This is a genomic window from Mycobacterium shunyiense, from assembly GCF_058270075.1.
The window spans coordinates 274824-296298 of sequence record NZ_JBZDPU010000017.1 but is presented as its reverse complement, the minus strand read 5'-3'; the positions used below and the strand labels follow the sequence as shown (position 1 = coordinate 296298).

Here is a 21475-nt window from a genome sequence, read left to right as displayed (position 1 = left end):
GCAGCCGGCTGCTCGTCGCTCATGAGTCGGAGAGCACTAGTGTGCGCAGATCATACTGTGCCGCAAGCGAGATCGATTTGCGAAACATATCGTAGGAATCCCTGCGCCGGAATGTGATCGGATCCACCCACCCGGGACTGGTGTGGATCGGTGCTTGAGCAACCTCACACCACATCCATGCGATGGCATAAGGCAGCGACGTGGGCCGTCGCGACGGCGACATGGACGTACGCCAGTTTTCCCACCATGTGCCTGGGTCTTGTGCCAGCGCACGAACGACGGCTTCACGGCGCCGAAAATCACGACCAGGAAAAAGGAGATATGTCGCTCGATGGACGGCAGCGGCGAATTCCTCGGGAGACACGCGCATACGACCACTTGCTGCACGAGCAGTGCGTACCCCCACCTCGGGCTCCATACCGATCATGGCTGCAGCGGCCGACCAACTCTGCACCGGCGAAATGGCTCTCACAATGCACAACGACGCATACATACGACCTGTCCGCTCATATCCGCCCAACATTGGGGCAAAGATATCGCGAAAAATACGGGCGTCTAGCATCTGCGGAATCGAAGACGTGGTGAGCGCTCGGCTACCGTGGACTACTGTGAGCCGACGCCCCACATGGTGCTTGTTGGCAACGGCAGCACGGATCAGCCTTTCCATAGTCGCCGTTCGAGTGCTCCTGTTCAACAGCCACGTGCACGGCCCGCCGGGTTGATCGGCATTGCAGTCGAGCCACGGAACCAAGAAGGCGACCGCACTGCCTAGGCTTGTCTGGCTCAGGATGACATGTGCTTCGGCCAGAGCGTGACCACGCACGACGGCACTCTGAGGAGGGCGAAAGCCCCAGCGCGGGCCGCCACGTGCGGCGGCACGCTGGGCAGATTCAGCGTGGAGAACCTCGGCCCACGGTGCAAAGCCTGCACCTCTAGGTTGTGCGAGCAAATGGATCAAAAGTGTTGCAAGGTGGCGTATCTCGGCAAGGTACGTACCAGGATCGGTGAGGGCTCCGAGCATCGGTACCTGTTGTCCTGAAAGAGCTTCTTGGATGACCTGAGCTGATTCGAGAACGGTAGGAGGGCAGTCATCGGTTTTGTGGCTGAGCACCGAATATTCACAACAATTCCCGGATCCGACTGAGTTCCCGCACAGTTGCTCTCGGCCTACAAAGGCTCGCAACGGCATACGTCGGTGCGTGCGAAATCGACCACCACACGCAGTGCATTCGGTAACCATGAAAACCTGATGTGCGCTACACACCGCGATAATCGGCAACCGCCAGTGCAACTCCCAGACCCCACAATCGCCGAGACACATCGGACAAGCCTGCGTGCCCAGCCCCGGAAACCATCCCTGGCCGACGACCTGTCGGTAGGTATGCCTTCGTGATGGGTCCAGGTTTTCCAACTGAAACGGCAAGCCGGCCCCGAATCGCAGAAGCGATGCACGACGTACAGACTCTTCGCCGACATCGCCAAGCCTGGCAATCCTCTCCACAATCAATGGGTCCGGTTTGACCATCAAAAACGCCGCAGTCGGCGACCCCGCCTCGTCCGGTGCCGTGAGAAGCCGAAGTAGCTCTGTTGGGAGAAGGTCGTTAACGGTGGCGAGGCGTTCCAGGAAGCCGTCCAGTGCTTCGCCGTCCCTGAGTCGTACACGGGCGGGCAACCTGCCTGTCGTTCCAGGCCGTACCTCTCGTGGGTGGGTCATGATCAGGTTTGCAGGCGCGCTAACGCGACAACGCCGAACCAGCTGCTGCATCTGGCGACAATGCAGTTCGGCGGCCGGCGCCAAAGTCTCTGTTGGGTCCCGAATGCGCCAGCGCAGGCCTGTGCAAAGACGTGTGGTAGGCAGAGTTGAATAGCAGATTGCCGCAGGCAATTACACCTCCTAATGTATCACTAGTGATACATTAGGAGGTGCGGTCCGGGAGTGGCTGATCTGAAGAGTTGGAACTACGGGGTGGGATCCAACCGCGCAAGAGGCGCCTGCAGGCGCCGGCAAGACGCCCTCGAGTGCCCTCCCGGATCCGCCTATGGGTGGCGTTGCCTCGGGCTGCGGCCCTGGCGGGGATGTCGAAGAGCCATTCGTGCATCAGGCCACTTCTACCGTTCTCCACTTGCGCGAGCATGGCTCGGCCCACATTGGCGGCGTTCGGTAGCCGCTCCTGCGTCAGTCACCGCCAGGCGAGTGGCCTCCCATGCGGCAGCGCGGTCTGGTATTCGGCGCCGGACATGGCGTTTCGCAAAGCGATGCGGTACGTATCAACGAGAGGAACTGGCCATGGCCACCACCATCGAACGGATCGCGCACCGTGCCCAAATCCGCCGCGCCCGTGAACGCCTCGACCAAATCGAAGAGATGCGCGCCGCTGACGAGCTCAATAAGCTCGGCAAGAGCCAACGAGAAATCGCCGACCTGCTCATCACCACGCAGCCACGCGTGGGCCGACTGCTGCGCGGTGCCCAAACGCTCGGAGATGCCCCGACGCCAGAGGAACTCATCCTGCGCGCCACCGTCGAAGACATACCCCGGGATCTCCTCGTCGGAGGGCTCAGCGCGTACGACTACACGTTCACCGAGTACGCCCCAGCTCCCCACGAAGGTTCTGTCCCGGGCACTTGGTCCCAGGTAAATACGGCCCACCAGCTCGGACTGCTCAGCAAGGAGGAGAATGGGACTATCCGCGCCGCAGTCCGACCGCCGACTCTGTAACCGGGTCCATGCCGTGGCCGCTGTCCTCCACGGCGGGATCGACACGTTTTCCTAACGAATATCGTCGAGTGTTAGAAGTCGTTAGAGATGGTGAGTGTCATGCAGCCAAACCCTGAGCTGGACCAGCTCCTCCAAGACCGATTCGAGATCACCACCGCCCAATTCGTCGCTGCATTGGAGCTGCTTCCCGCGGTGCGTCCCTGGGCCGCCTCACTCACCGAAGACGAAGCCAGGATCCTCGACGGGCATGACTTTCCCGAGGAGAGCGACGCCTTCCTCGTCGCGGGCACCGAGGTTGCCGGCCACGTCGCCCACTTCACCTTCAGTGCATTCACAGGTAAACAAGTGGCGGCCGGGCTGGGCATCAGCTCGTCCCGAGTGCGGCAGAAGCGACTGGCCGGCGAACTGTGGGCCATGTCCGATGGCCGCGGCTGGCTTTTTCCCATGGTGCAGTTCGAGATTGACGACAAGGGTGGCCCGCGCCGGCAGGTTCGCGGCCTCGACCAGGTCTTCAAAGCGCTGCCCGCTGGCCTCCACCCCGTCGCCATCGCAGGGTTTCTCCGCGCTCCACAGCCCGACCTGTCCGATGAACGCCCGATGACTCCTCTGGAATGGCTGTGCGACGGCGGCGACATCGGCCGAGCTGTCACTGCGGCCGCCAACACCGACTGGTACACCGTGTGACAACACGCTTTCCGGGCTGCTACCTGCTGCAGACCTACGCGCGATGGGCATCCGCGACGACGACTACCGCGTCGTGCCTACGGCGAGTTGTGGTGGCGCGTTCACCGCACCACCGGTGCCAACGTTTTGGCGCGGAACGCAGTCCGGGAACACGGCCGCCGGACTTGAGATTCGACCTGCAACCCACACACCCGCTCGTTCCCGCTCTGGCATTGGTATCTGGCGCGGAGCCCCAGGTCTTACATCCGCCCTAGGCGAAGCCTTCCAAGTCGCACGCATCGCTGAGTCGCCGAAGCCTCCGGTGCGGCGACAGGACTCGGATTGCACGACGGACGATATGGAATATTGCCCGTGTGGTGCGCAGAACCTCCAGCGCTTCTCAGCAGAAATGCCCTACTAGTAGGGCTACGATTGGCTGGTGGATGAAAATGGCGGACAGGGGTCGGACCGATCCTGCTCAAACGCCGGCGCGCAGCTTTCGGCGCAGCGCCGCCGGTACGTCGGTACCCGCATCGCTCGTCTGCGCGCACAACGGGGATATGCCTCCGAGCAGCTGGCGGATCTGGCCGGCCTCACCCTCGACGAGCTCGAAGAGATTGAGAGCGGACATCGCGGGGTTGTCTTCGAGCGTCTCCTTGACATCGCGGACGCACTTGACATCACCGGGGCCGAACTTGTCGACGGCATGATGTAGCGCACGAGGATCCCGCGCCGGTGGGAGATTCAGGCCGTGCTGATCTGGCACGCGGTTTTGGTGCGCTTGACCTGCAGGCACTCCTGCTAACTTAAGGAGGTGCCGACCCGACCCAGTCAGGACGACCCCAAACGAGTGAAAGTTTGGGAGAGGCGGCGACGCGCACTCGGGGCCCGGGTCGTTCAACTGCGCACAGAGCGCGGGCTAACGCAGGTGGAACTGTCCGCGAAGTCGGGAATTTCCAGAAACGTCCTCATCGACGTAGAGCAGGGAAGGCGCGGTCTGCTTTACGAGCGTCTCGGCGACTTGGCCAAAGCGCTGGGCGTCAGCGCGTCCGACCTCCTCGAAGGCATCAGATAACGCGGCAGGCCAGCCGGCATGCAACTCGTGCCGCTCGGAGACCGTCCCTGAATTCGGCGCCGCATATCGGCGGGCAATACTTCCAGCGACTTCCTGGTCGCTGGACCTGAAATCACGTTTCGGAGACAGACTAAACACGTGCGAACTTCCAGAACCACCGCCCATCGCGCCTGCACACCGAGCCCGCAGCGATGTGCTGAGAGACACACGGCAGCGTGCCGTCCTGGGGCCATACCACTCGGAACCTCGTGGTGATCTCCTCCCGGCTGCGGTAGCCCGAGGGATTGCGTCCGCGATTGTGCAGGCGACCGCCCTCGGGGGTGCGGAGGCGTAGAGGCGCTCGACGGCGATCGCACCCTCAATGTCTGCGCAGTGATAAGCCGCCGCGGTCGAGGCGACCCCGCTGACCATGCGGTGGCCGACGAGCAGAGGGATTCCGACCTTGGGTGGCGGAGCATCTTGGTGCCGGGCCCGAGGACTGCTTGAGGTACAACCCCTTGATCGTGTCCGGGAGGATGACCGGGCTGGGGACAAAAACAACAACACACGACAGGCGGCGGCCGGCTCCGCTTTAGCGATCGGTCGCGGAGGCCGGGCTTGTGGCGGACGGGCTGAGAACAGCTTCTGCCACGGAGGACCGAGCCGTCGCGGCGGCTGGAAAGCCGGCGTAGCTGCTGCAGTGATAGATCACTTCGGCAATCTCGTCGTCGGTCAACCCGTTACGACGTGCGATCGGGAAGTGGGATTTCAGCTCATCGGTGGCGCGTAGCGCGATCAAGATGCCGAGCGTGACAAGGCTTCGGTCCCGACGGGACAGTCCCTCTCGTCCCCAGAGTCGCCCGAAGACGTTATCGATGCTGATCTCGAGGAGTTCGGGTGCGAAGCTTTCCTTGGTCATCCGTGCCGGCGAAACCATTTCCTCCGGACCGGTCGAAGACGTTCTCAACGCACACCCTGCGGTCGCTGAGGGGGCCGCCGTCGCCGCTCCGCATCCCCGTTACAGCGATGTGGTTGCCGCGGTCGTGGTCCACAAGCCGGGTGCCGCGTTGGATCTCGACGAACTGCGCGACCACTTCGCCGCGTCCGGGCTCGCGAAGCAGAAAACCCCGGAGCGTTTGGCGTGATCGATAGGCTGGCGAGATGAGGTCCACTCCCTTCCGATTGCTGAGCGCACTGAGCGCGGTCGCTGCAGTCCTGTTCCTGCCGTCCTGCGGCGATGCGACACCGGACGATAAGCCTCAACCGACATCGGAAACTCCCGCGATCAACGGCGAGCCGGCGGGATCGAATGCTGGTGATTCTTCGTTCGCGGTGAACATGATCGCCAATCATGCTCAGGCTGTGCAGGTTGCAGAATTGGTTCCGGACCGTACGACCAACTCGGACCTTGTCGAGCTGGCAGCCGGCATCGTGTCGTCACGTCGGACAGAGATTGCGTTGATGAAGGCGCTCCTGGTCCAGTGGAACGCGGATTCCACGACATCGTCGACGCCAGATCACCCGGCGGTCCCCGCGCAGGGCACCATCGAGGAGCAGATGCTGAGTCGACTGCAAGCACTGAGCGGGCAGGACTTTGACGTTTTGTGGCTCCAGTCGATGATTGCGCATGCGCAGGGAGCACTTCAGATTGCCGACACCGAGATTGCCGACGGTGAGAACGTCGATGCCCTGACGTTGGCGAAGCAGATCGTTACAAAGCAGCAGGCGGAGATCGACCGCATGCAACTGCTTCTCGCGAGTGGCGGATAGGGACCTGACGCCGGGAGAACAGGCTATGGCTTGTTGTGGCGCAGCTGATCCGCGAGATTGTTCAGCGCGTCGAGGGCAGCTCCGACCGCGACTTGGACCTCCATGGTGCGCGAGACACGTTCGCCGCTGAAGCCATTTGAGGCGGCAAGTCCGGGGATGATGAAGTGGCGGAAGCGTCGTATGACCTCGCCTTGGGACCGATCGATTTCCTCGGCGGCGAGGTAGGTCTGCTCGACGAGGAAGTCGACCATCTCGTCGATCTCGATATCAGTACGCACCTCGCCGCTGTGCTGGCCTTCGACCAGTACAGGCCCCATCGCATCCACGGCTACCTGATGAACGCGGGGATCGTGGACGGTTGCGGAGTGCTGGGCGATGAGAGCCGAGATGGATGGATCGGACGGCAGCTCTTGCGCGGTGTACACCAGCGCGGCCTCGATCTTGGCGAACACGCCGGCCTTGGCCGCCATGATCGCTTGCACCTGCAATACGTGCCTGCGGGCGCGTAACAAGGCAACCTGCACCAGCATCTCCGAGACACTGCCGAGCTGGCGGAAAGCGGTGGCGCGGGAGACGCCGGCGATCTTGGCCACCACTTCCATCTGCACTGCGTTGATCCCGCGGGCCGTGATCTCCTCATCGGCTGCGCGAATCAACCGGTCCTTAACCGTGCCGTCGTCACGTGAGTGGAAGTCGACGGCGTTCACGGAGGTCAGACTACGTGATCGCACCGGCGACTTTGAGCTCGATGAGGTGGTCATCGCCGACTCCTAGTTCGCGTAGTACGTCGTCGGTGTGTTCGGCGAACTGCGGAGCGCGTTCGAGGTTGCCAGGGTCGTCGTCGAATTTCACCGGGCTCGCCACCAGGCGCTGCGGATTGCCTTCGGCGTCAACGATGCTGGCGATGCGGCCGTTGGCGGTGAGTGCTTCGTCATTGGCCATCTCCCAGGCGTCTTGTACGGGCGCCCACTGGCCGGTGCCGCGACCGAGTATTTCTTTGCATTCGGCGAAGCTCAACTCGGCGATGGCGTGGTGAACGATGTCATAGGCAAGGTCGGCGTTTTCCGCCATGGCCTGTAGTGATGCGAAGCGCGGGTCGGTGGCGTATTCATCGAGGCCCATCAGATGGCAGAACTCCGGCCAATACCGGGTGGGCTGAAGCATCGACAGCTGCATGAATCGCCCGTCGGAGGTGCGGTAGGCGCCGGTGAGCGGGTTACCCGGGGCTTGGGTGCGGCGCTCGATTTTCGGCAGCGGACCGCCCCACAGCATTGCCATGTTGACACTGAACTGCGTGGTCCAGGCACCCACCGCGAGTAAGGAGACGTCAAGCACCGACGGCTCGCCTGTCACGTGCCGTCCATAAAGTGCGGCTGCCACGCCACCCGCGATGGTCATGCCGCCGATGTTGTCGCCGTAAGCCCCGGCGGGCATGAAGGCCGAGTGGTCGGCATCGGGTGGGTTGAGTCCGTCGGCGCTGCCGCCGCGGGCCCAGAATGCGGTCGCATCGTAGGCGCCAGCATCATTGTCGGGTCCGTGCATGCCGAATCCGCTCCCCGCCACGTAGATGATGTCGGGGTTGACGCGGCGAACGTCATCGACACCGATGTTCAACTTCGCACGTGCCGATGGCAGATAGTTGGTGAGAAACACGTCGCTGCGTCGGACGAGTTCGTCGAAAACAGGCCGGCCTTCGGCATTGTCGAGGGCGAGACCGACGCTGCGTTTGCCGCGATTGGGCGCCTCCATGATCGGCGCGAACGACGATCCCGGTTTCGAGGCCGCGGCGCCGAGCACCTTGACCAGCCCGCGCTGGGCATCACCGGTGACCGGATGTTCGATCTTGATCACCTCGGCACCCCAGTCGGCCAGCACCGCACCGGCTGACGGCACGTAGGTGAACTGTGCCACTTCGAGAACACGAACTCCGCTGAGCGGCTTGCGCATCAGAGGTCCCAAACCAGAGGCAGGCTCTCCAACCCCAACTGCGAGCCGCTTTCCAGCATTTGCGCGTCCGGGGACACTCGGTAGTTCGGTATCCGCTTGTGCCATTCCTCAAGGGCGATCCGGAGTTCTTGACGGGCCAGGTGCGAACCGAGGCACCGGTGCGGACCGGCACCGAAACCGATGTGATTGTTCGGCTTGCGAGTGATGTCCACTGACGTCGCATCGGGGAAGGCGGCGTCGTCGCGGGTCGCGGCAGCCAGCGGAATGTTCACCATGTCGCCGGCCTTCATCGGGCATCCTTGAACTTCGATGTCGGCCATCACCTTTCGGGCCGGAATGACGATCGCGTAGGCCCGGACGAACTCCTCGACAGCGGTCGGGATGGTGGCGGGTTCTGTAACGATCCGCTCCCGGTCGTCCTCGTTCCGGGCGAGGTGAAGGAACGCCCAGCCGAGCGTGACCGAGACGGTGTCGAGGCCCGCCATGAACATCAGCAGGCAGAACGACAGGAGATCCTGGTCGGTGACCGGCTTTCCGTCGATCTCGTAGTCCAGTGCCTTACTTACGATGTCGTCGCGTGGCTCTTCGCGCCGCTCGGCGATGACGGTCGAGAACCGGCCCATCACCGCGAACATCGCGGTCATCTGCTTCTGCAACTTCTCCTCGTCACTGCCGCCGGCATGGAGGATGTCGTGCTCCCACTCCAGGTATTGGTCGAGTTCGTCAACGGGCAGGCCCATGAGATCGAGAAAGATGGTGGTCGGAAAGCGGGTTGCGAAGTCGGCCATGAAGTCGCACGATCCGCGCTCGGCGATGCCGTCGATGAGCTCGATCGCGCGCTGCCGCACTGTCGACTCCATTCGTGCCACCGCGCCCGGGGCAAACAGTGGGCCCAGTTGGCGGCGCCACTGCTTGTGCTCGTCGCCGTCCAGCATCTCCGGAATCCACTTGATTGCAGGTTCCGGATCCAGGGCGGTCACCACACTGTTCGAGAAGACCTCCGGGTTCTGCATGATCTCCAGGATTCCCTGGTAGTTGCACACAGTCCAGAACCCTGGGCCGAATTCATTTCGGTACCAAGGGAACTGAGCACGCAGTTCGTCATACCGACGAAACCAGGTGCCCTCGGGTTCGGTTGTTGTGTAGTCGAAGGTAGCGGTCGGCACGGTCTCGGCCCGCTCACTCGTTGTCACTCTGCCTCCTAGCTGCGATTAGCGCAGACATTCGTCTCACTATTGCGACGAAATTAGGTAGATAGTATCAGTGGAGGCGGCTCCGTGCGAGACCTGGGACACAATTCTGGAACCTATGAGCGCGAGCGCACAGGTTAGATGAACCCGCGGAAGGCGTGGCCGGGGCAACCGGCCCGAGGGCGAGGATTCAGTAGATGATGTCGCGGACTTGAGTTTTCTCGTAGCCCTTGAGCAGGGCGGCGCCGGAGTTCTCCATGTGTTTGCGCCAGTGTGTCTCGGTCTCAACAACTTTGCGCGCTGAGACCAGGTCGTAGAGCCGGGCATAGGAGCGCATGAGTTTGGTGTACTGCGCTTTCGGTACCACGTTTTGCGCGCTCTGGAGAGCGGCTGTCATGTGTCTTTCGAAGATCTCGTGGAGCATGCCGGCGATCATCGCCAGGGTGGCGTTACCCGACAGTTCCACCAAGCCTCGGTGTAGCTCGGTCGTCGCCGTCGCCAGCCGTCCCGTTTCCCACGCCGTGGGGATCCCGTCGATCAGGCGTTTGAGTTCTCGGTGCGTCTTCGCGGTCCCGTCTTTGGCGAGCAGGCCGGCTGCATAGGGCTCGATGCCGATCCGTGCTGTCATGACGTCGGTAAGAGTCGTTCCCGATAGCGCGAGCAGCAGCCCGGCGGGCCTCGCGACGACTTCGGGCCCTGGTACGCAGACCCGGGCGCCGGTACGTGAGCCGCGACGGACCTCCACCAAGCGGTCAGATTCCAGCACCCGCACGGCTTCTCGTATCGAAGGTCGACTGACCTTGAAGTGTGCCATCAGATCGGCCTCGTACGGCAAGAAGTCGCCGTCCTTGAGTTGCCCGTCGACGATCATCCGCCGCAGCGTGTTCGCGACCAGCTCTGCTGTTTTCGGCGAGCGAACCGCAGTGGAGGATTCCGGTGGGATCATCGGCGCGATGGGTTCCTGTCGAGCCATCCAATCCTCCTGACGGTTTCACGAAGCGCACCCAGTAAACCATGTCAGCGTGGTGTGCCGTGGGTAGGCGAATCCCTATGCTTTGACTTTTTGCATGAGTCTGATGGCCGCTGCATCGTAGGTGGCGCGGCGGCGACGCCCTACCAGGAAGCTCGGTGCCGATACAAAGGCTAGGTCTGGCAGCCGCTTTCGATCGGCGAGCATCTCCGACGCCTGTTTGGTGTCCCCGCATATCGCGATCGACCACAGCATCTCATCGCTGACGTAATCTGCGATCGTGTCAGGCCGGCCACTGCGAAAAGCTGTACGGATGGCCGCAACTTCGTCCTGCCAGCCGTGCAACTCGACGAGGGAATCGTAAGTTCGGACGGTCAGGTAGAACGCGATCTGCAGCCGCGCCTCCCGGATCGCGCGCTGCGGGTCTTCGTCGTCGATCGCGGTGATCAGCCAACCCCAGCGCCGCAAGGAAGCGACATCGCGGCCGCTTGTCTCCGCCCCTCCGGCGAGCTCGGGCTCCACCAGCTCAGCCCACCAGCGGTCGGTGAACACGCCGTGGCCGAGGATGCCGTCGGCGACGCGGCCCGCGGTGCGCACCATGATCTTGTTGAATGCTCCGACCAGGATCGGTACCTCAAGCCGGCCGAAAACCGGTGCGCGGATGTCGGCGTCGATAGAGTAGAACCGGCCCTGATACCGGATCGGCTCGCCGTTCTCGGCATAGAGGAATGCCCGGATGGCTTCGATGAGTTCAGCCATGCGCGGAGCGGGATGGTCGGCGTCGACGCCGAACCAGTCGCGATTCATCCGAGAGGTTCCCGATCCCAGGCCGAGAAACACCCTGCCGGGCGCCTGCCTGGATAGGTGGCGGACGGCCGCCGCGTGAATGAAGGGTGAGCGCGCGAAGGCGTACGCGATGCCGGGACCCACCATCGCCGTCGCGGTGTCGCGGGCCATCTCACCGGCGTTGACATAGGCACTCAGGTCTGCGAACTCGCCGGTACAGAAGCCGCCGGCACCGGCGGCTTCGGCACCGGCTGCCAGCTCTCGCCCGGGCCAGGGGAGTCCCCACTTCATCATCGACCTCACAATGCCGTTGTAGATAACGTAGATCACCTAGTGAGATATGACCATACGCGGTCAGGCGGCGTCGTGGAAGCAGACGGTGGCCTATGGTCGAAAGCGGTACGCGGTGACGATCCGTGACGTCACCGATCTCGCGAATGTCACCAGAGGACGCCGAATCCTGGGTTCCCTTGTGGCGTCGCGTATCTGGACCGCAACGGCCACTTCGTGATTCGCTCCGAGTAAGGCTTGCCCGATGACTGTGGTATCGGCGGGCCGGCGCGTTCGCGCCGCCAAACGGCTACAGCGTGGTCTCTACCGGCCCAAGCGTTGTGCAGATCGAGCCCTGAGTCGTGTACACCGAGCCGCAGCCCCTGCCCGTGGTGGTATATGTCGTCCCGGGTTTGTACGGGGCAAGGACCTGCGCGTTGCTCGGCACGGCGCTGAAACCGCATACCGGCGGAGCCGACGATCCTTGGGGAGACAAGCAGACCGTAAGGGAGTTTGGGCTGATCGCTCCAGTGCACGGATACGGGGTGAGTGTCGCCCGCACCATGGTGGTCTCCGACACCTGGACCACCTCTGGCTTTGAAAGGGTGTAGCTGCAGGACGGTTCGGCCCTGCCATCGCCCACAGGGTCGGCGCTCGCCGTGACCGCGAAGCTGAGGCCGGCGAGCGTGGTCGCGAAGCAGCTGACAATGACAGCGAGACACCGACTCATGTGCGGATGGTACAACCGGATCCGCAGTCTCAGTTGTGAATCGCAGCCGTGCGTACACGAAGGCCATCGCGGGTCCGAGGCTGTGCAAGTTCACGAAGACTCTCCGGCGAAACCGCGAATCTGCGAAACCACGCAGTGTCAATGGGGCGGCTAGATGTCGATATACCTGGGACGAGCAACCCATGGATATCCGACGCGAGACCGGGCCGGGGAATGGCAGGGTGTCAACTGTGGCGCGGTCGCGACTGTGAAATAGGCACATATTTAATCCGGTAAATGGATAGATGATTTACTGGGCTCGTGGGCATGGATGGCAGGCGGAGACCGCGATCATTTCTCGTCTGGACAATTGCGATGGCGACAGACCGGCCGACCACCTCTCGGCCGGCCCAGCCGAACCGGCTGGGGGGTGCACAGCTGCTCGGTCGCAGTCGAGACGGCATTGAAACCGATGCTGGGTGTGCACGACCGGCCGGTCTTCCGCCGCGCGATCTGGCGCGGTGCGCGGTTTGGCGACCGTGAATTCCGAATGGGACCGGCGAATCAAATGGATGTGTATATCGCATGATTGATTTAAGAACCGTGGCCAAAAGTGGTCGCTGAATTTGATGAACGATAGATGCGACGACGCCTTGTGTGAGAAATATATCTTTGGGCGGCTAATCAATATTAAATACATACTCAGCAACTATTGATGAAAAGGGAATGTACTTGCTGTCCATCGGTGCGGGAAGGCGCATTGCGGCCCGAATATAGGGAACACAGCAACCGTCCATGCGGGACTTTGAGGCGCGGGATGCCTGTCGATGAGACGGAAGCCGGGTGTTATCCAGCGGATGCTGCTGCTGCTCGACGTATGCAATATCGGGCCAACGCGGGCGGTTGAACCGAGGGTACATGCAGGTCGCGACGCTATTGTCCACGGCTGACGAAACCGTGCTGTCAGGGTGCAACCGTCCCAAGTCTGAGACGGTTCGGCCTAGGCGACACATATCGCGATAGCAAAGTTGACCTATCAAACTAGGTCGCCCTGGTGGTAAGCGCCGAAACTTGTCCGTAACGGTTGCTCGAATAGAAAATTGTGGTGTACGGTTCACCGGCAGTGCGCTTGTGTCTCGGATCACAAGCTCTCAGTAGTTTTCGAACTTTAGGCACGGAGGATTCAGCGATCTTGCCAATCTGGACGAAGAGAGGAGGTGGCGCTGGTGGTTAGCGCGCCATCCGTCGCCAAGCCGGTTCGCAGCATCGGGGAGTTCTTCGCGATGGCGCTGGACACATTCGTTCAGATGTTCAGGCCTCCGTGGGCTTGGCGCGAGTTCATCCTGCAGACCTGGTTCGTGGCCCGTGTCGCGCTGATGCCAACCATCCTGTTGTCCATCCCGTTCACCGTGCTGACCACGTTCACCATCAACGTCCTGCTGGTCGAGATCGGTGCGGCCGACTTCTCCGGCACCGGTGCGGCGCTCGGCACAGTCACCCAGACCGGCCCGATCGTGACCGTGTTGGTGATTGCCGGCGCCGGTGCGACTGCGATGTGTGCCGACCTCGGCGCGCGGACCATCCGCGAGGAGCTCGACGCGTTGCGGGTACTCGGCATCAACCCGATTCAGGCGTTGGTTGTACCGCGGGTACTAGCGGCGACGCTGGTGTCGCTACTGCTCGCCTCCCTCGTCTGTCTTGTGGGCATCACCGGTGGCTTCTTCTTCGCCGTCTTCTTTCAGGACGTGACGCCCGGCGCGTTCGCCGCTGGCCTCACATTGTTGGTCGGTGCGCCGCAGGTCACCGTGGCGTTGATCAAGGCCGCGGTCTTCGGCCTGGCTGCCAGCCTGATCGCTTGTTACAAGGGCATCTCGGTGGGTGGAGGGCCGCAGGGCGTGGGCAATGCGGTCAATGAAACCGTCGTGTACACCTTCATGGCTCTGTTCGTCATCAACTTGATCGCCACCGCCGTCGCGGTGAAGGCAGGAGCCTCATGAGCCACGCGAGCACACAGTTGCCCCGACTACGCCGCACCATCCTTGGTGTGGCGGACAGCTGGAACGGAATCGGTAGGCAGACACAGTTTTACGGTGAGACTGTCAAAGGCGTCGGTAACGCGGTCATCCGTTACCCGGGTGAAGTTGTGCGGCACATCGCCCAGATGAGCCTGGGTGTCGGTGCGCTCGCTGTTATCGGCGGCACCATTGTGATCGTCGGATTCCTGACGTTGTCGGCCGGCTCACTCATCGCGGTGCAGGCCTACAGTCAGCTCGAGGAGGTCGGCGTCGAGGCGCTGGCCGGTTTCACCTCTGCCTTCCTCAACGTTCGCCTCGTCGGGCCGCTCGTGGCCGGCATCGGCCTGGCGGCGACGATCGGAGCAGGGGCCACTGCACAGCTAGGCGCCATGCGAATCAGCGAAGAAATCGACGCACTGGAGGTCATGGGCATCCGTGCGGTTTCCTACCTGGCCTCCACGCGCGTCGTGGCCGGGATGATCGTCGTCATTCCGCTGTACTGCGTCGCTGTGCTGATGGCCTTTATCGCAACCAGGGTGGGAACCACAGCTGTGTTCGGGCAGTCCACGGGCGTGTACGACCACTACTTCAACACCTTCCTGAACCCGATGGACGTGATTTATTCCTTTCTCCAAGCGATTTCGATGGCGATCGTCGTGATGCTGGTGCACACCTACTACGGCTTCAATGCCTCGGGTGGTCCGGCGGGCGTCGGTGAAGCCGTCGGGCGCGCGGTGCGTACATCGCTGATCGCCGCCGTCTTCGTGACCTTGTTCGTCTCACTGGCCATCTATGGCCAGTCCGGCGGCCTCAACCTGTCGGGGTAGGGCAGTGGCATCGAATAGGGAAAAACGGCTACACCCCGGTTGGTGGACGCTGATTCTGCTCGCGGTACTCGCTTTGATCGTCGGCGGTACGGGGGCAATGTTTTCGGGCACCTTCAGGTCCTATGCACCGGTCACTCTCACGTCTGATCGCTCCGGCTTGGTGATGGAGCCCGGCGCCAAGGTGAAGCTGCGCGGTGTGCCGGTCGGCAGGGTCGGTGACATCAAGAGTGGTGTCAACCAAGTGAGCCTGAAACTGGAGATCGATCCCGACCAACTTCAGCAGATACCCCGCAACGTCGGAGCCGAAATCCGTGCAACAACAGCATTCGGCGCCAAGTACGTCAACCTCATCTACCCGGAGCAGCCCAGCTCGAAACGGCTGTCCGCGGGTGACGTGCTCCAGACCTCCAACGTCAGCACAGAAGTCAACACGGTCTTCCAGAACCTGCGTGATGTCTTGCAGAAGATCGATCCGGCCAAACTGGATTCCGTCTTGTCCGCGCTCGCCGAGGGACTGCGTGGCCGTGGCGAGAAGATCGGCGAGGCGACTTCAGGTGCCAACGAAGTACTCATTGCGCTGAACTCGCGCTCTGACTCGCTGCGGCGAGACTTCCAGTCGCTCAAGGGATTCAGCGACACCTATGGCGTTGCGGCGCAGGACATCGTGAAAGTTCTCGACGCGGCGAGCACGACGAGTGCGGCGATATCCGACAACGCGGCAAACGTCGATGCGCTGCTGGTGGGGTTGCTCGGATTTTCCCGCAGCGGCATTGATCTGCTGGGCCCCAGCAAGGACAACTTGGTCAAGGCGATCAACGTGCTGGTGCCGACCACCGACTTGTTGATGAAGTACAACCCAGAACTCACGTGCCTGCTGGTCGGCGGCAAGACGGCGATCGACAGCGGCTTTCTGGATGTCACTGGTGGCGCCAACGGCAAGTCGGTCGTCCTTGACACCGGCATCCTGCTCGGCGATGACCCGTACAAGTATCCGGACAATCTGCCGATCGTCGCTGCAAAGGGCGGACCCGGCGGGAAACCCGGATGCGGTTCGCTGCCCGACGTGGCGAAGAACTGGCCGGTGCGCTACCTGGTCACCAACACCGGCTGGGGCACCGGTAACGACGTGCGGGCCAACCCGGGAATCGGTTTCCCGGGTTGGGCCAACTACTTCCCGGTCACCCGGGCGGTGCCGGAACCACCGAGCATCCGGAACCCCGGCGGTCCTGCGCCGGGCCCGATCCCGTATCCCGGCGCTCCGGCTTACGGCGCCCAGCAATACGCGCCTGACGGCGCGCCGCTGTACCCGGGCCTGCCTCCCGCGCCGCCACCCGGCGCTCCGCGCGAACCGGGGTCACCGGGATTCGGGTTGGAGCCCTTCGTCCCGCCGGTCCCGGCGCAGAGCCAGCCGACACCGTTGCCTCAGCCGTCGCCGCCCCCACCGCCCCCGCCGGCACTGGTGGGTCCGCCGGAAGGGAACGGGCCTGCGGGGCCGTTGCCAGCGGAGGTGCCCGCACCCTGATCATCAAGCCACACATGAATTTCGGTAACGAGGAGTAGCAGTGAAGGACAACCTGCGAGGAGCCCTGTGGCGCCTGGCCGTCTTCGGCACTGTGTGCGCGTTCGGCATTTTCGCGATGTATGCGATCTTCGGCCAGATGCGGTTCCAGAAGGAGCAGACCTTCAACGCTGAGTTCACTGATGTATCCGGTTTGCAGCGTGGGAACTTTGTGCGCATTGCCGGAGTGGAAGTCGGGAAGGTCAAAGACATTCACCTCAAGCCCGACACCACCGCCGTAGTGCGGTTCGCGACCGACGACACCGTGGTGTTGACGGAGGGCACTCGCCTCGCCATCCGATACGACGATCTGATCGGCGGTCGGTACCTTGCTCTCGAGGAAGGTGCCGGCGGCACCAAGAAGCTCAACCCCGGAGCCACGATTCCCACGGCGCGAACGTCTCCTGCGCTCGATCTGGACGCGCTGATCGGAGGTTTCCGCCCGCTGTTCCGCGCGTTGGATCCTGATCAGGTGAATACGTTGACCAGCCAGCTGATTCAGGCCCTGCAGGGCCAGGGGGCCACCATCGGCTCGTTCCTCAGCCATACGGCTGCGCTGACCAACACCCTGGCGGATCGAGACCAGTTGATCGGCCAGGTGATTACAAATCTCAACACCGTGCTCGGTTCACTGGGCGACCAGAACAAGCAATTCGACAAGGCGGTGACGTCGTTGTCCCAATTGGTGGGTGGCCTGGAAGGCCGCAAGCAAGACATCAGCAACACGGTGGCCTATGCCAACGAAGCAGCGGCCGGCGTGGCGGATCTGTTGGCCAAAGGGCGCGCCCCGCTCAAGAAGTTCGTCTCCGAAGCCGACCGAACAGCGGGCACCGTGATGGCTGACAAGGACTTTTTCGACAACCTGCTCGACACCCTGCCCGATGCATATCAGGTCCTCGGCCGGCAAGGACTCTACGGCGACTTCTTCAGCTTCTATCTCTGCGACATCGTGCTGAAGCTCAACGGCAAGGGGGGCCAACCGGTGTATGTGAAGTTGGCCGGCCAGGATACGGGTAGGTGTACGCCGCGATGAAATCCTTCTCCGAACGCAGTCCCTTCGTCATCGGTGCCGTAGGTGTCGGGATGACGGCGGCAGTGGCGATCGGCGTCCTCAATTACGACCGCGTGCCGTTGTTCAACGGTGCCAAGGAATATTCGGCATATTTTAGTGAAGCCAGTGGGCTCCTGGCGGGCGCTCCGGTTCAGGTGTCGGGGTTCGAAGTGGGCAAGGTGTCCAGTGTTGAACTGGACGGTTCGAAGGTGCTGGTGACTTTCGATCTGCAGAAAGACATCAGGCTGGGGGACCGGACCGAAGCCGCAGTGAAGACGAAGAGTCTGCTCGGCTCGAAGTACCTTGCGGTCGTGCCGCGTGGCGATGGACAACAGACGGGGGCCATACCGGTCGACCGCACCAAGCCCGCCTACCAGCTGGCCGACGCCCTCGGCGACCTGACCTCGACCATCAGTGGGCTGAACACCGATCAATTATCTGAATCACTGGCCGTGCTGACAGATACGTTCTCCGACACCCCGCCCGAGCTCAAGGTTGCTGTCCAGGGGGTGTCGCGCTTTGCCGAGACGCTCGCCAAGCGGGACTCCGAGCTGCGCAACCTACTGGCCAACGCCAACAAAGCCACTTCCGTGCTCCGGGAGCGCAGCGACCAAGTCGTCAGCCTGATCGCCGACACGAACGCGCTGTTGGCCCAGCTTCAAACTCAGAGCGCCGCACTGGATCAGATCTCCGGAAACATCACCGCGGTCGCACAGCAGGTCAAGGGCTTCATCGCCGAAAACCGCGACCCGCTCAGACCCGCGTTAGAGAAGCTCAACGGCGTCCTGGAGATCGTCGACCATCGCAAGGAGCGGGTCCAGAAGGCCATCAAAGGGCTCAACAAGTACGCTCTTTCGCTGGGGGAGTCAGTCGGTTCTGGCCCGTTCTTCAAGGCATACGTGGCCAATCTCTTGCCGGGACAGATCCTGCAGCCTTTCATCGACGCCGCATTCTCCGATCTCGGGCTGGACCCGAATGTGCTTCTGCCATCGGAACGTAGCGATCCTCAGACCGGTCAGCCAGGCACCCCGGCGCTGCCGGTGCCGTACCCGCGGACCGGCCAAGGTGGTGAACCGCGGCTGAACCTTCCCGACGCGATCACCGGTAATCCCGGCGACCCGCGCTATCCCTACCGTGAGCCTCCTCCCGCGCCGGCACCCGGCGGCCCGCCACCGGGTCCACCGGCGCCGAGCCCGCCCAACCAGCAATCCACCCAGACACCGGTCGGACCCGTGGAATTGCCTGCCCCTGGTGCAACGCCGCCGGTGACGCAGCTTCCTGGCCCCCCGCCGCCGTTGCCGCCGGGCCCGCCCACGGTCGGACCCGGTGCGCCGGGCCCGGCCGGGGTGACCCCGGTGCCGCTGACCCCGCCGGAAGGTAACCCGTGATGAGGAATTCGCGCTATGGACGGATTATCCTGGCCACGGTCTTGTCGCTTGTTCTGATCGCCGGCGGGGTCGTGGTAAGCCGCTCGACCACCACCGCGAACCGGACCGAGGTTGTGGCCTACTTCGCCAACAGTAACGGCCTGTTCCCGGGCGACGAGGTGTGGATCCTGGGTGTGCCCGTCGGCAAGATCGATACGATCGAGCCGCAATCGGACCGTGCCAAGATCTCCTTCCACTTCGATGACAAGTACAGGGTGCCTGCCGACGCGAAGGCGGTCATTCTGTCTCCGTCACTGGTCAGTTCGCGAGCGATCCAGCTCACGCCGGTGTACACCGGTGGACCGGAGATGCAGAGCGGGACGGTGATTCCGCAGGATCGCACCGCTGTGCCGATCGAATTCGATGACCTCCGTGATCAACTCAAGCGCCTTGCCCAGACATTGCAGCCGACGGAGCCCGGGGGGACGAGCACTCTGGGCGGGTTCGTCAACACCGCCGCGGACAATCTGCGCGGGCAAGGTGCCAACATTCACGACACCATTGTTAAGCTGTCGCAAGCGTTTTCGGCGCTGGGCGACCACAGCAAGGATTTGTTCAGTACCGTGAAGAACATCTCGATCCTGGTGTCTGCCCTGGAGAGCAGCCAGGACCTGATGCGCCAGCTGAACCAGAACCTCGCGTCGGTGACAGGGTTGTTGGCCGACGACCCCAACGAGGTTGGCAACGCAGTCGATTCCTTGAATGCTGTTGTGGGCGACGTGCAGGGTTTTGTGGCCGACAACAGAGAAACTCTGGGCACGACGGCTGACAAATTGTCCTCTGTGACCACGGCGCTGTATCAGAGTCTCGACGACCTCAAACAGACCCTTCACATCGCCCCGAACGCGTTCCAGAACTTCTTGAACATCTATCAGCCGGCGCAGGGTGCGCTGACGGGCGCCCTGGCGCTCAACAACTTCGCCAACCCGATCCAATTCCTCTGCGGTGCAGTACAAGCAGCGTCGCGGTTGGGGGCCGAACAGTCCGCGAAGCTGTGCGTGCAGTACCTGGCGCCGATCATCAAGAACCGTCAGTACAACTTCCTGCCGTTCGGTGAGAATCTCTTTGTCGGTGCTCAGGCTCGCCCGAACGAGATCACCTACAGCGAGGACTGGTTGCGTCCTGACTACGTGCCGCCGGCGGCCGGGGCGCCTTCGAGCGCAGGCGGTCCGCTGCCGCCGGCTGGCTCGCCGTTCACACACTTTGAACCAGGAGCTTCCGACCCGCCGGTACACGCACCATTCGTGCCGGTTGCACCGCCGCCACCGCCGGGACCAGTGGATCAGTCACTGCCCGCGGCGCCGGTATCGACCAACCCGGCCGATGGGTTGCCGGGACTGATGGTGCCCCCAGGGAGTGGAGGGTGATGGCGACACGATTTGGTCGGCTGATGCGCGCGACCATCGCCGGTGGCGTGGCGTTGTTGGTGGCCGGAGGATTGTCTGGGTGCGGTGATTGGCGCGGTGCGAACTCGCTGCCGCTGCCGGGCACCGAGGGCAGGGGCCATGGCGCCTATACCGTCCAGGCACAGTTGCCCGATGTGAACAACATCGAGCGCAACTCTCGCGTGCGCGTGGGAGATGTCACGGTCGGCAACGTGACCAAGATCGAACGGCAGGGCTGGCATGCGCTGCTGACGATGTCGATCAACGGCGATGTGGTCTTGCCTGCCAACACCACGGCAACCGTCGGCCAGACCAGCCTGCTGGGGTCCCTACACATCGAGCTGAGTCCGCCAAAGGGCGTTGCGCCGATTGGCAGGTTGAAAGACGGAGCACTGATTCCGCTGTCATCCGGCTCGTCCTATCCGAGTACCGAGCAGGCTCTCGCCTCAGTATCGTTGGTACTCAACGGCGGTGGGCTCGGCAACGTCCAGGACATCACGCAAGCTCTCAGCGTGGCCTTCCGTGATCGCGAGGGAGATCTGCGCAGCCTGATCACCCAATTGGATACCTTCATCACCAATCTCAATGACCAGACCGGCGACATCATCTCGGCCTCGGAAAGCCTGAACAACCTGGTCGGTCAGATCGCCGAACAGAAGCCGGTGGTCGACAAGGCGCTCAAGACGATTCCTGACGCGCTGGCCGTGCTCAACGACGAGCGTGACAACCTCGTCAATGCTCTTGACCAGCTCGGCAAGTTCAGTGCGTTGGCCGCCGACTCGGTGAATCAGTCCAAGGAGGCATTGGTCAAGAATCTGCAGAATCTCGGTCCGGTACTGGAATCACTGGCCAACGCCGGCCCGGCGCTGACCCGATCGCTGGACTTCTTCCTCACGTTCCCGTTCCCGAAACCCACACTGAGCAAGTGGCTCCGGGGCGATTTCGCCAACCTCACCGCGGTTGTCGACCTGACACTGAGCAGGCTCGACGCATCGTTTTTGACCGGGACCCGGTGGGAGGGTGACCTCACCGAGTTGGAATTGCAGTGGGGCCGCACGATCGGACAGATGCCCAGTCCATACACCGCGCGTAATCCGTTGGTCGTTCCCTACCACGTCGATCAGGGGCCGTGAC

Annotated in this window: 20 protein-coding genes and 1 pseudogene; 14 read left to right on the top strand and 7 right to left on the bottom strand. The window is 62.7% G+C overall.

The window, feature by feature from the left end:
• Positions 1–19 precede the first annotated feature (19 nt).
• Positions 20–1714 (bottom strand): TniQ family protein, encoded by a 1695-nt coding sequence (locus tag AC4ELH_RS22490; protein ID WP_498886900.1) that lies wholly within the window; start codon positions 1712–1714, stop codon positions 20–22.
• Between the two features lie 573 nt (positions 1715–2287).
• Here AC4ELH_RS22490 and AC4ELH_RS22485 point away from each other — a divergent pair.
• The 4 genes from AC4ELH_RS22485 (at position 2288) to AC4ELH_RS22470 (ending at position 4457) form a co-directional block, all read left to right on the top strand.
• Positions 2288–2719 (top strand): hypothetical protein, encoded by a 432-nt coding sequence (locus AC4ELH_RS22485; RefSeq protein WP_498886797.1) that lies wholly within the window; start codon positions 2288–2290, stop codon positions 2717–2719.
• Between the two features lie 99 nt (positions 2720–2818).
• Entirely contained in the window at positions 2819–3403 is a 585-nt protein-coding gene (locus AC4ELH_RS22480) for a helix-turn-helix domain-containing protein (protein WP_498886795.1), read from the top strand.
• A gap of 418 nt (positions 3404–3821) precedes the next feature.
• Positions 3822–4097 (top strand): helix-turn-helix domain-containing protein, encoded by a 276-nt coding sequence (locus AC4ELH_RS22475; RefSeq protein WP_051577068.1) that lies wholly within the window; start codon positions 3822–3824, stop codon positions 4095–4097.
• A gap of 99 nt (positions 4098–4196) precedes the next feature.
• Positions 4197–4457 carry a helix-turn-helix domain-containing protein gene (locus tag AC4ELH_RS22470; protein ID WP_036446786.1) on the top strand — a complete coding sequence of 87 codons (261 nt, stop codon included), beginning with the start codon at positions 4197–4199 and terminating at the stop codon, positions 4455–4457.
• Positions 4458–5028: 571 nt separating this feature from the next.
• On the opposite strand, the gene AC4ELH_RS22465 is transcribed toward AC4ELH_RS22470, so the two are convergent.
• Positions 5029–5355, bottom strand: coding sequence for a carboxymuconolactone decarboxylase family protein (locus AC4ELH_RS22465; protein ID WP_234814512.1), 327 nt, complete (start codon positions 5353–5355; stop codon positions 5029–5031).
• Here AC4ELH_RS22465 and AC4ELH_RS22460 point away from each other — a divergent pair.
• Together AC4ELH_RS22460 and AC4ELH_RS22455 are read left to right on the top strand one after the other, a co-directional pair.
• Positions 5348–5578: pseudogene (locus AC4ELH_RS22460) on the top strand (AMP-binding enzyme); the annotation flags it as partial. The gene AC4ELH_RS22465 and the pseudogene AC4ELH_RS22460 sit on opposite strands and share 8 nt — an antisense overlap.
• Positions 5579–5597: 19 nt before the next feature.
• On the top strand, positions 5598–6206 hold the full coding sequence (locus tag AC4ELH_RS22455) for a DUF305 domain-containing protein (protein WP_498886792.1): 609 nt from the start codon (positions 5598–5600) through the stop codon (positions 6204–6206).
• Positions 6207–6229: 23 nt separating this feature from the next.
• Here the strand turns inward: AC4ELH_RS22455 and AC4ELH_RS22450 are convergent, their stop codons facing one another.
• From AC4ELH_RS22450 to AC4ELH_RS22430, 5 genes are all read right to left on the bottom strand, one after another.
• Positions 6230–6913, bottom strand: a complete 684-nt coding sequence (locus AC4ELH_RS22450) for a TetR/AcrR family transcriptional regulator (protein ID WP_498886790.1) — start codon at positions 6911–6913, stop codon at positions 6230–6232.
• A gap of 10 nt (positions 6914–6923) precedes the next feature.
• The gene (locus tag AC4ELH_RS22445; RefSeq protein ID WP_498886788.1) at positions 6924–8153 is read right to left on the bottom strand and encodes a CaiB/BaiF CoA transferase family protein; all 1230 of its coding nucleotides are present in this window, start codon (positions 8151–8153) and stop codon (positions 6924–6926) included.
• Complete coding sequence (locus AC4ELH_RS22440) at positions 8153–9346, bottom strand: cytochrome P450 (RefSeq protein ID WP_498886786.1); 1194 nt, start codon at positions 9344–9346, stop codon at positions 8153–8155. The genes AC4ELH_RS22445 and AC4ELH_RS22440 overlap by 1 nt, the downstream gene beginning before the upstream one ends.
• 187 nt (positions 9347–9533) lie before the next feature.
• Entirely contained in the window at positions 9534–10316 is a 783-nt protein-coding gene (locus AC4ELH_RS22435) for a FadR/GntR family transcriptional regulator (protein WP_498886784.1), read from the bottom strand.
• Positions 10317–10391: 75 nt separating this feature from the next.
• On the bottom strand, positions 10392–11390 hold the full coding sequence (locus AC4ELH_RS22430; protein ID WP_498886898.1) for an LLM class flavin-dependent oxidoreductase: 999 nt from the start codon (positions 11388–11390) through the stop codon (positions 10392–10394).
• Between the two features lie 49 nt (positions 11391–11439).
• On the opposite strand from AC4ELH_RS22430, the gene AC4ELH_RS22425 reads away from it, so the two are divergent.
• From AC4ELH_RS22425 to AC4ELH_RS22390, 8 genes are all read left to right on the top strand, one after another.
• Positions 11440–11610 (top strand): hypothetical protein, encoded by a 171-nt coding sequence (locus AC4ELH_RS22425; protein ID WP_498886782.1) that lies wholly within the window; start codon positions 11440–11442, stop codon positions 11608–11610.
• A gap of 1751 nt (positions 11611–13361) precedes the next feature.
• Entirely contained in the window at positions 13362–14075 is a 714-nt protein-coding gene (locus tag AC4ELH_RS22420) for an MlaE family ABC transporter permease (protein ID WP_498886896.1), read from the top strand.
• Positions 14072–14920: an ABC transporter permease gene (locus tag AC4ELH_RS22415; protein ID WP_498886780.1), complete on the top strand. Its 849-nt coding sequence runs from the start codon at positions 14072–14074 to the stop codon at positions 14918–14920. The genes AC4ELH_RS22420 and AC4ELH_RS22415 overlap by 4 nt, the downstream gene beginning before the upstream one ends.
• Before the next feature lie 4 nt (positions 14921–14924).
• On the top strand, positions 14925–16442 hold the full coding sequence (locus AC4ELH_RS22410) for an MCE family protein (protein ID WP_498886777.1): 1518 nt from the start codon (positions 14925–14927) through the stop codon (positions 16440–16442).
• A 40-nt stretch (positions 16443–16482) separates the two neighbouring features.
• Positions 16483–17511 (top strand): MCE family protein, encoded by a 1029-nt coding sequence (locus tag AC4ELH_RS22405; protein ID WP_498886775.1) that lies wholly within the window; start codon positions 16483–16485, stop codon positions 17509–17511.
• Positions 17508–18917, top strand: coding sequence for an MCE family protein (locus tag AC4ELH_RS22400; protein WP_498886773.1), 1410 nt, complete (start codon positions 17508–17510; stop codon positions 18915–18917). The genes AC4ELH_RS22405 and AC4ELH_RS22400 overlap by 4 nt, the downstream gene beginning before the upstream one ends.
• Positions 18917–20323 (top strand): MCE family protein, encoded by a 1407-nt coding sequence (locus AC4ELH_RS22395; protein WP_498886771.1) that lies wholly within the window; start codon positions 18917–18919, stop codon positions 20321–20323. Before AC4ELH_RS22400 ends, AC4ELH_RS22395 begins: the two co-directional genes overlap by 1 nt.
• Complete coding sequence (locus AC4ELH_RS22390) at positions 20323–21474, top strand: virulence factor Mce family protein (RefSeq protein ID WP_498886769.1); 1152 nt, start codon at positions 20323–20325, stop codon at positions 21472–21474. Before AC4ELH_RS22395 ends, AC4ELH_RS22390 begins: the two co-directional genes overlap by 1 nt.
• Position 21475 lies beyond the last annotated feature (1 nt).

Excerpts from the sequence above, each read along its gene's own strand:
- AC4ELH_RS22420 (WP_498886896.1), top strand. The coding sequence starts at position 13,362 with ATGGCGCTGGACACATTCGTTCAGATGTTCAGGCCTCCGTGGGCTTGG.
- AC4ELH_RS22425 (WP_498886782.1), top strand. The coding sequence starts at position 11,440 with ATGACCATACGCGGTCAGGCGGCGTCGTGGAAGCAGACGGTGGCCTAT.
- AC4ELH_RS22390 (WP_498886769.1), top strand. The coding sequence starts at position 20,323 with ATGGCGACACGATTTGGTCGGCTGATGCGCGCGACCATCGCCGGTGGC.
- AC4ELH_RS22480 (WP_498886795.1), top strand. The coding sequence starts at position 2,819 with ATGCAGCCAAACCCTGAGCTGGACCAGCTCCTCCAAGACCGATTCGAG.
- AC4ELH_RS22455 (WP_498886792.1), top strand. The coding sequence starts at position 5,598 with ATGAGGTCCACTCCCTTCCGATTGCTGAGCGCACTGAGCGCGGTCGCT.
- AC4ELH_RS22430 (WP_498886898.1), bottom strand. The coding sequence starts at position 11,390 with ATGAAGTGGGGACTCCCCTGGCCCGGGCGAGAGCTGGCAGCCGGTGCC.
- AC4ELH_RS22400 (WP_498886773.1), top strand. The coding sequence starts at position 17,508 with ATGAAATCCTTCTCCGAACGCAGTCCCTTCGTCATCGGTGCCGTAGGT.
- AC4ELH_RS22485 (WP_498886797.1), top strand. The coding sequence starts at position 2,288 with ATGGCCACCACCATCGAACGGATCGCGCACCGTGCCCAAATCCGCCGC.
- AC4ELH_RS22415 (WP_498886780.1), top strand. The coding sequence starts at position 14,072 with ATGAGCCACGCGAGCACACAGTTGCCCCGACTACGCCGCACCATCCTT.
- AC4ELH_RS22395 (WP_498886771.1), top strand. The coding sequence starts at position 18,917 with ATGAGGAATTCGCGCTATGGACGGATTATCCTGGCCACGGTCTTGTCG.
- AC4ELH_RS22465 (WP_234814512.1), bottom strand. The coding sequence starts at position 5,355 with ATGACCAAGGAAAGCTTCGCACCCGAACTCCTCGAGATCAGCATCGAT.
- AC4ELH_RS22490 (WP_498886900.1), bottom strand. The coding sequence starts at position 1,714 with ATGACCCACCCACGAGAGGTACGGCCTGGAACGACAGGCAGGTTGCCC.
- AC4ELH_RS22435 (WP_498886784.1), bottom strand. The coding sequence starts at position 10,316 with ATGGCTCGACAGGAACCCATCGCGCCGATGATCCCACCGGAATCCTCC.
- AC4ELH_RS22445 (WP_498886788.1), bottom strand. The coding sequence starts at position 8,153 with ATGCGCAAGCCGCTCAGCGGAGTTCGTGTTCTCGAAGTGGCACAGTTC.